The 1,933-nt window shown below is 71.5% G+C and carries 1 protein-coding gene and 1 pseudogene; one reads left to right on the top strand and one right to left on the bottom strand.

All coding sequences use genetic code 11. The annotated features are described in order from the left end of the window. Positions 1-351: 351 nt before the first annotated feature. Entirely contained in the window at positions 352-1,260 is a 909-nt protein-coding gene (locus tag ABNT58_RS17345; RefSeq protein ID WP_348754694.1) for a LysR family transcriptional regulator, read from the top strand. Positions 1,261-1,263: 3 nt separating this feature from the next. On the opposite strand, the pseudogene ABNT58_RS17340 reads toward ABNT58_RS17345, so the two are convergent. Further along, positions 1,264-1,933, bottom strand: a pseudogene (locus ABNT58_RS17340) (hypothetical protein); the annotation flags it as partial.

The following is a 1,933-nucleotide window of genomic DNA, read 5'->3' as shown; positions in this document are numbered from 1 at the left end:
GCCGCAAACGCGTTTTCAGCGTGCTGGAAGGCTGCCGTTTGGCGCTGGGTGTGTTGCCGTAACGGCAACGGTGGGGCGCCGGGCCGCGCGGGTGTTGGGCTGGGGCGTGATGGCGGTGCGTGAAGGCGCGCCGGCCGCGATGCCTGCCGCGCCTCGGTGGTCGCGCCTTTCGGGCCGGCCGGCCGCTGGCGCCTCCACGCCCCTTTGCCGCGGTTGCGCCCAACACCGTGCATCCAGGCCTGATCCTGGTGCGCACCGTTGCCACTTTGGACACCAGAGTGCACACAACGATGCCGTTTCGGCTACGGTCAGCACAGACCGCATGGCACCGAACCTGCTGCACGGCGCCGCATGAATCACCTGCGTTTTTTGCGCTACGTCGACGAAGTGGCCCGGGCCGGCTCCATCCGCCAGGCGGCCGAGCGGTTGCATGTGGCGCCGTCGGCGGTCAACCGCCGCATCCTGGACCTGGAAGACGAACTGGGCACGCCCATCTTCGAGCGGCTGCCGCGTGGCATGCGGCTGACGGCCGCGGGCGAGCTGTTCGTGCGCTACATCCGCGGCCGCACCGCCGAGCTGGACGAGGTGCGCTCGCAGATCGAAGAGCTCAAGGGCCTGCGCCGCGGCCGCGTGAGCCTGGTGGCCAGCCAGGCGCTGGCGCCGGCCTTTCTGCCGCAGGTGGTGGCCAGCTTCCGGCAGGCGCATCCGCTGGCGGTGCATCAGGTGCGCATCGGCGACCACCTGCATGCGCTGGAAGCACTGCGCGCTTTCGAGGCCGACCTGGCCCTGGTGTTCAACCTGGCGCCCGAATCCGACATCGAGGTGCTGGCCGACCATGAGCAGCGGCTGCAGGCGGTGATGCACCGCGACCATCCGCTGGCCGCGCGGGCCAGCGTGCGGGTGCGCGATTGCGCCGACTATCCGCTGGTGCTGCCCAACCGCGACATCGGCGGCCGCCAGCTGCTGGAAAAGTTCCTGGCGCGCAGTTCGGTCAAGCTGCGGCCGGCGGTGGAAAGCAACTCCTTCGAGTTCTTGCGCGGCTGCCTGTACCACGGCCAGGCGGTGTCGTTCCAGATCGCCATCGGCACCGTGGCCGACGGCGGCGCGCTGGTGGCCCGGCCGCTGGAAGACCGGCACTTTCCGCATGGCCGGCTGGTGCTGGCCGGCCTGCGCGGCCGGCAGCTGCCGGTGATCGCGCATGCCTTTGCCGAACACCTGAAGGCCGCGCTGCGCGCGGGCGAAGCGGCTGCTGGCCGCTGAACCTCAAGCCTGCGCTGAAGGCGCCTCGCCGGAAGCCGGCGGGCCGAACACCTTGGCGCAGTAATCGGCCAGCGCCTGCGGCTTGTGCGCCTGGCCGCGCCAGGCGATGTGCCCGTCGGGCCGCACCAGCACCAGCGCGGGCGGCTGGCCGGCCAGGCCATAGGCTGCATGGGCCACGCCGTCCAGGTCGTTCAGTAGCAGCGCACCTTCGTCGTCCTTGGGCGTGGCCGCGCCCAGCACCAGGCGCGGCCGCACCCAGGGCCAGGCCTGCACCGCGACTATGGCCTGCTGCAAGGCCGGCAGCGCCGTCTTGTCCCGGCCATCGAAGGCCAGCAGTGCCCAGCCGCAGGTCCAGCCGTCTGGGTTGTAGAGGTGGTCGAACAAGCGGGTGGACGCGCCATCGGCTGCCACCACCGGCGCATCGGGCGCGCGCGCACCGGCCCGCACCGCATCGCTGCCCACCAGCTGGCGCAGGCCGTTGCTCAGGTGGTCTTCGCTCAGCGGGCTGTCGGGGTAGGCCACCGACAGCTGCTGCAGGTCGTCCGAGCCCTGGATCAGCGTGCCGATGGTGGGCACCACCTTGGCCGCCAGGCTCATGGCCGCATCGGTCAGGCGGCCGCGGTACACGCTGTTGTGAAAGCCGCGGCGCTGGCGCGCATCCAGCGCGCGGTGC

This window comes from uncultured Aquincola sp., assembly GCF_964001545.1.
GTDB lineage: Bacteria > Pseudomonadota > Gammaproteobacteria > Burkholderiales > Burkholderiaceae_C > Aquincola.
This window is presented reverse-complemented; position numbering and strand designations above follow the sequence as displayed.

Coding starts and splice junctions, on each gene's coding strand:
- ABNT58_RS17345 (WP_348754694.1), top strand. CDS start 352: ATGAATCACCTGCGTTTTTTGCGCTACGTCGACGAAGTGGCCCGGGCC.